Here is a 6,527-nt window from a genome sequence, read left to right as displayed (position 1 = left end):
CTATGAATGTAATGGCTATATACGAAAAGAAACCGGTTACACCTTTAAAGGCACCAAAATGAAACGCGGCCTTGCATTCAGAGTACAGACGCCGGACATAGAAGAAAAGAGCACCGACACACTGGACGTTAATGCCGCCGATAAAACGTTTAATCTGGCCATACCACACAATGAGCCATCTCCACAGTTAACCTGTCATAAAAAATGAGTAATGAACATGAGCCTAGCAGAAGATTTCCGCAAACTGTTTGGTAACGTCCGTCCCAGATATGAGCGCACCCCCAACCGCCCGCGACTGCGCGGCGCAATAGGGGTGTCCAACATACCTTATGGCGGTGATATGCCCAAAAGCAATACCTGTCTGGACAAATACGCCTTATTGCACTTCAACAGCAACGGCCAGCCATCCATTGCCAGCGCCCGCGCGATTGATGGCTTATTTGAAGCAAACACCGGTCGACAGGTGCGCATATTTCTTGACCCTAGTGCCATGATTTGCGAAAACAGCGACGTGGAACGTTTCAGCGATTACGTATGGTACAAATTGCAGCTTAAAAATAAGCATGAAGCCGTCTTAATAGGCACAGGGTTTGACCATGATAATGACTTCTTTGCGAACCGGTGGTGGCCGGTGGGGCTGGATGTATTAAGCCTACCGCTGCCTGGTAGGGGATTGCAAATTAGCCCTACACGGGCAAATACCAATACGCTTAAAGATGTAGTCTATAAAATGCTGAAAACCAACGCATTAAATGCCAAAGCATTTTTTACAACCGTCCCGATAAAAGAAAATTTACTGGCCACCAATCGCGACGAGTACAAAAAAGCGGTAAAGCAGATTTTTGATTTTGTCTGTGTTCACCTCAACGAGGGCAGCAAATACAATCGTGATGCGTGGCTGGAACTATACGCCGCCTACCAGCAAAAAAACAGCCTGATAGCGGAGGAAATGAATTTCCCTAAACTGATTGGCCTCATTAAAGATACCGAACGCTATGCGGGCAAAAAAATTCCCGAAGACGGGGAGAGGGTTTATACATGGAAAACACCCGCAAAACCGTTTCTATACGGTTCAGCACATAACTGGACATTAGACGCCAGACAGGCCTATTGGGGCTTGCCGGCAGATAACTACAAAGTGTATGAATCACGCTGGAAATTTGCAGATGATCTGGTATACGGCGTTAGCCTGATTAAAGATTATGCCCTGCAAAGCGCAGGTATTACCCGGGATGAAGAAATCACCGCGGATAATGTGGCCAACGTTAAATTTGCTGACCATTTCATCCATTCGTTTGACTATTCAGAGGGTGTGCAACAGTACTTTGAACAGGACGTAACCTTTTACTATCGGAATAAATACGATGAAGATGGCAACGAGACCGGCGAAGACATGAATGTCCCTTTCATCACCCTGTCTGAAAAAGGCGTTACCCGATTATGGAGCGTGGACATCTTCCCGGATAGTGCCATCATTGATCTGAGATTTAACCCGAAAACAAGCAGATTTGACCCGTCGCACCCAGTTGCTCCGGCACTACTGCCCGACAACCTGAAAGATTTAAGCGGTTTAAACCTCAAGGATGAAGAAGACAACCTCTACAGCATCACCTTAACCGACGGTGGTTTTTTACTGCACAGCGCGGCAGCGGGTAAAACGTGGAAGATCATACACGGCGATTACACACTGGCAACCAAAGAAAAAGGTGACAATAATGAGATGCTATAAAAACAACTTTAGTACCACCCTGGTCGAAGAGCTGGCATTAAACAAAGAAAATGCCGAGCTAATCCTTGATGAAGAATCCACGGAATTACTTTTACAGGCCATACCGGAAAGCCGCGGACAGCATTACATGCGGCTGACACTGCAAAGCGCTGACGCGGCTGAATATGAGCTGATAGATGTCTATAACCAGTATAACCAAAGCCTGAGAATCTGCCGTGCCGGCATGGAAGAGACAGCACCGGCAGCATGGCCGGCGGGGACGCGGATTTTATGCGCACCTACAGCACAGAGCTTTCAGCCCAGTCAAATAACCTATGTTAACGACAGATGGGAAATTGATGACGGAAACATCTTGACCATAGATGCACACAACGGCAGCACGCAGATATTGCCAGCGGTGGAGGATGGCGACGAAACGGCGGGTTATCCCGTCGTTTTTGCACATATGCATGATGGCGATGAAATGTTGCTGGAATTAAAAGGCATTGATAGCGTAGACCAATTGCCGGTTTTTGCAAACGCAACACTATTAAAAGGCTAAATAATGGGCATGTTACTAAAAGTTTATAAGCATAACGGCTGGTGTTATGTCCGGCCACTGGGCAAGATTGCGCCTTATCCGACTGCATCATTCCCCTTTGGGCGTGCGCAGTATCAAAGCAATACCGAATGGCGGGACGAAATCAGTGGCCGCTATGTCATGCCACAGAATACCGAAATGGCAAAGGGGGCGATCAACCCGATTCACGGCAGCGATGAGGGGCTATTATTGAATAGCTATAAAACAGCCGAGAACAGGCCAAGCAGCAGCGCATTAATCAGCTCCTACGAATCAATTCTGTATGGTAATGCGCTAACCATACGCATTAAGCCTGGACAGTTTGCTGGCTTCCCCCTGATTTTATGTGTGCTGTATGGCGAAAAAGGGGATCGTGGCCGAGATGAATTACTGATTATTGCTATTCAGGATTTACAGATTGTCACATACTATCGCAAGCGCAATGCCGCAGATAATGACGTAATAAAAAACCAAACAGGCTTATACCTGAATAATAATGACCGCTGGAGCAGCATCGGGCTGAATTTCAGCAGTAGCAACGGCTTCGGGCTGGCCGGCGTTTATCATAAGTTCACTTATCATAAATTAAACATTGTGCCACTGAAAGAGTTCAGCTATTTCTGGCTATTTAACTTTAACACTGATACATGGGTGTGGTATGAAGACGAAGAGGACATAACACCTTTTAACGGCGGTGTGGCACAAGCCAAAGTCTATAGTAATGCTTTATCCGGCGATGAATTCGGTACCTTGCTGGGTGAGTACAATGATAATGATGACCAGGGCGTGATTTATATAGACAAGCCGAGCGGCGGAGTGCTGGCCGAAATTTACACGGAGACAAAAGAGGTAAGTACCGGCGGCGGCAACGGCAGCAATAACCCGCCAGGTGGGACGGGCGGCAATGGTGGTTCAGGTGGTAATGGCGATGATAAAGTTGACATTGGCGGTTCCGGTGACCAAGAACCACTCAAGCCGGACACTTTTTGCATGAACAGTGAGGATTAAAATGGCTTTTATGTTGTATGCAGATGAAAAAATGCAAAAGCCGGCCGATATCCGCCTTGCATTTAACGGTACCGGCATTCTGGACACAGTGCTGTATTTTGGCAGTAACCAGAGTGACGAAGTATTAAAACCGCAAACCGATGCACAAATCATACTCAAGCCGGTTGACCTGATAAAAAAATGGGAGCCTAACAAGTTTTACTACTGGAACAACATAATCGAGCCAAGCCACCCCAATGGCTATATTTACCGGTGTACTACTCAGGGCGTAACCGGCAGCGAAGAGCCAAGGTGGTGGATAGATAACGGTGGCTCGGGTGCTTCCGGCAGTGCAAGGTTTACCGTGCTGGGTGAAGCGTACAGACATACGGATATCAAGTTATCGCTGACGCAAGCAGGGCTGGATAGCGCTGTGGGTGGTGCTGGTGTTGAGCTGGGCACACAGTTGCAGGGTGGTAATGCCATAGCGGTGTATATGAGAGTGGCTAATAAGTCCTATGACTTACGTAACGACTTTACAGATGCCTGCCGTGGCCTTGCTACCAACAGCACGATTACGACAACAACGGATGTTTAAATTTGTATAAGTTGTTGACAAACTGATTTGGTATTGGCATGATTGATTTATGAGGTGTCGAAACCTCCCAAAAGCCGCATCACGGCGGTAATCGTGATTTTTTTGTGCCTGTAAAATCTCCATGTCTACTTATCCCCCTTGACATGTGATTCCTTTTTATGGCCGAGAGGGTGAAGAATACAATACCCGCAAGGGAAATAATTCCAGCCTTACTTTTGGGGGCTTTCGAACCTCTCGGCCACCCGTTGGGTGAATATCGAAAGTAACCAAAAGGAATCTATCATGAACACAATCGTAGCTATTTCTGGCACTAAAATCCGTAATGAAAATGGCTTATATTCTTTGAATGACCTGCATAAAGCTTCAGGGGCACTTGATAAGCACGCTCCACGCCGTTGGCTGCAAAATAAACAAACCCATGATTTAATTGAACAATTGGAGATAGACGGAATTCCGTCTATTCAATCAAAACAAGGACTTGGAACGTTTGTATGTATGGAGTTGGTAATTCATTACGGCATGTGGATAAGCCCAGAATTTTCATTAAAAGTAATTCGTACTTTTTTGGATTTTGAACAAGCTAACTGTAAAAGACTTAGTAATGATTACCATCTAATTAACAAAGAGCAAACACTACAGATTCAATTAGCAGTTGAGCAGCGTAGCCAGCGTACAGGTGAATCGTACCAGAAGATATATGCCGGCCTACATGCTTACCTGAGAATTGACAGCTACAGAACCATGCCGGTAGAGCACTACACCGCTGCACTGAAATACTTGGAAAGCGTCCCAGATGCGCCGGAGCTGTTTAAACCCGCTGTTACCGACAGGCAGGTGTTGCCTAACATCAACAAAGATGGCAGATGGTTAGTAGTAGTTAGAAACAACATAGTTACCCATGTAAAGAACATATCCGATTGCAGTTGTGTCAACGTGGATGTATTTGAAAAACTGATGCTACAGACAAGACAACAAGCTGAGTACTTACTCGAATTAGCGAAGCGGATGAGAGTGGTACAAGGAGAGTGCAGTCTGTCAAGATTAGACGTGCCTATTGAAGAGCTGCACACAAAATTTACTATTTGATTATGTAACAAAATCAGGCCAGCCTAGTGCTGGCTTTCCGGATGCTGTGATAACATTTGCGTGTTACGCAAAGGAAAAGTTATGGCATTTAAAAACTTGTATGAAATTTTAAACGTACCCTTTACTGCAACTACAGCAGATATCAGGAAAGCGATTAAGCACGGCGCTGAAACTCAGACTGTTGAATTAGCTGATTTACAGCTATGTGTTAAAACATTATTGAATGATGAAGCCCGCAAAGCTTATAACATTGAATACTTTAAGGAGTACCCAAAAAGCTTAGAAGAGTTTTTGGATGAAGGGGAAAAGCCTGCAAAAGAAAAGAATGCCGATAATAATGTAGCGCGAAGTACCAATAAAGTAGTAAAAAAATCTTCGAATTCTGGAGTAAATATTACTCCTATAGCACTCGGGATACTAACAATCTTTTTTCTTTATTCGGCTTGTAGCGAAAGTTCAGAAGAAAAAGAAAGAAGAAAACGTATAGAAAACCAGCAGCAAAAAGAATACATTTTAAACAGCAGCGCCCAAGAAAACGTAAAAAGTGTTTTAAAAGACCCTGATTCAGCTACATTTCGTAACATGGTAGGAAGTTGCGGGGAAGTGAACTCAAAAAACGGTTTTGGTGCTTATACAGGATTTAAACGCTTTATGGCACCGACCCCTAGTATTACTGTTATTGAAGGTGAGGGACAAATGGATGATGAAGAATTTGATAAAGCATGGGCGTCCTGTTCAAAAGCTAAATATTAGATAAGTTATGTGTTTCCAAAAGCCAGCTACTAGCTGGCTTTTTTATTAAACGACTAACCGCCTACTGGCGGTATTTTTATGGAGTAAATTCACCATGCTTAAAGCATTTAAATGGTTACACTGGTTGCTTGATTTACGCTTTTTACCGGATAAATTCCAAGATTGGTTATTTGGTACCGGCACACGAATAATTGAGGTACTAAGCGGGTTTGCCATGCTGGGGTTTGCCCTTGTATTTGCACTGCATGGCGAGGAGATGATTAAAGAGGATTTATATGAAAAATTCCTACATCTTCATCCTAAGATATTCGTGGCCATCTTGGTATTTGTGGCAGCAGGGCAGCTATTTGCTGCCTTTTTTCATTCCAGCCGCAGCAATATCCTATCTGGCTGTTTCCTGATCTGGTCGGCATTAATCTGGGTTGTTATATCCGGGGCATTTATCGCAGCATACCCGCCTTTGTCTACAGGCATGACCACCTATCCCATTATTGCCATCATCTGCGCCCTTGCCGGCAGGAATCTAATCAAACACACCAAACGGGTAGAAGACAAAAAAGGCGGTGAATAATGGACGAGGCTTTCACACTAGCCAATTGCTTTGCCCTTGCTGGCGGCTTTCTAGGCGCGCTGGTGGTGTCTGATTACAAACGCTATGGGACAGTACTAACCGTTACGTTCATCATCATAGGCATGGTTTTTGCGGCAGCATTAACGGAATATTTCTTCACGCAGAACCACCCGTGGCTATTTGCCGGTGCTGGTGTATTTGCCGGTATGGCTTCCACATCTCTACTGGATGCGTTCAAGGCCAC

At 45.0% G+C, this 6,527-nt stretch carries 9 protein-coding genes; all 9 read left to right on the top strand.

Features of this window, described 5'->3' with window-relative positions; all coding sequences use genetic code 11:
• Window positions 1–208 (top strand): hypothetical protein (locus tag BGI33_RS13000; RefSeq protein ID WP_218965107.1); only part of this gene is annotated, 208 nt, incomplete at its 5' end.
• Between the two features lie 9 nt (window positions 209–217).
• Window positions 218–1,729, top strand: coding sequence for a hypothetical protein (locus BGI33_RS02730; RefSeq protein ID WP_100089860.1), 1,512 nt, complete (start codon window positions 218–220; stop codon window positions 1,727–1,729).
• Entirely contained in the window at window positions 1,716–2,270 is a 555-nt protein-coding gene (locus BGI33_RS02725) for a hypothetical protein (protein WP_100089859.1), read from the top strand. The genes BGI33_RS02730 and BGI33_RS02725 overlap by 14 nt, the downstream gene beginning before the upstream one ends.
• A 3-nt stretch (window positions 2,271–2,273) precedes the next feature.
• Entirely contained in the window at window positions 2,274–3,296 is a 1,023-nt protein-coding gene (locus BGI33_RS02720) for a hypothetical protein (protein WP_100089858.1), read from the top strand.
• A 1-nt stretch (window position 3,297) separates the two neighbouring features.
• Window positions 3,298–3,873 carry a hypothetical protein gene (locus BGI33_RS02715; RefSeq protein WP_100089857.1) on the top strand — a complete coding sequence of 192 codons (576 nt, stop codon included), beginning with the start codon at window positions 3,298–3,300 and terminating at the stop codon, window positions 3,871–3,873.
• A gap of 282 nt (window positions 3,874–4,155) precedes the next feature.
• Window positions 4,156–4,959, top strand: a complete 804-nt coding sequence (locus tag BGI33_RS02710) for a KilA-N domain-containing protein (RefSeq protein ID WP_100089856.1) — start codon at window positions 4,156–4,158, stop codon at window positions 4,957–4,959.
• Window positions 4,960–5,040: 81 nt separating this feature from the next.
• Window positions 5,041–5,712 carry a hypothetical protein gene (locus tag BGI33_RS02705; RefSeq protein ID WP_100089855.1) on the top strand — a complete coding sequence of 224 codons (672 nt, stop codon included), beginning with the start codon at window positions 5,041–5,043 and terminating at the stop codon, window positions 5,710–5,712.
• A 94-nt stretch (window positions 5,713–5,806) separates the two neighbouring features.
• Window positions 5,807–6,283, top strand: a complete 477-nt coding sequence (locus BGI33_RS02700) for a hypothetical protein (protein WP_100089854.1) — start codon at window positions 5,807–5,809, stop codon at window positions 6,281–6,283.
• A partial coding sequence (locus tag BGI33_RS02695; RefSeq protein WP_144235330.1) for a hypothetical protein occupies window positions 6,283–6,527 on the top strand: 245 nt, incomplete at its 3' end. The genes BGI33_RS02700 and BGI33_RS02695, both read left to right, overlap by 1 nt.

Origin of the sequence: Snodgrassella alvi (genome assembly GCF_002777425.1) — a bacterium.
GTDB lineage: Bacteria > Pseudomonadota > Gammaproteobacteria > Burkholderiales > Neisseriaceae > Snodgrassella > Snodgrassella alvi_B.
Note: the sequence above shows the minus strand (reverse complement) of the source record. Positions and strands in the feature narration are given on the sequence as shown.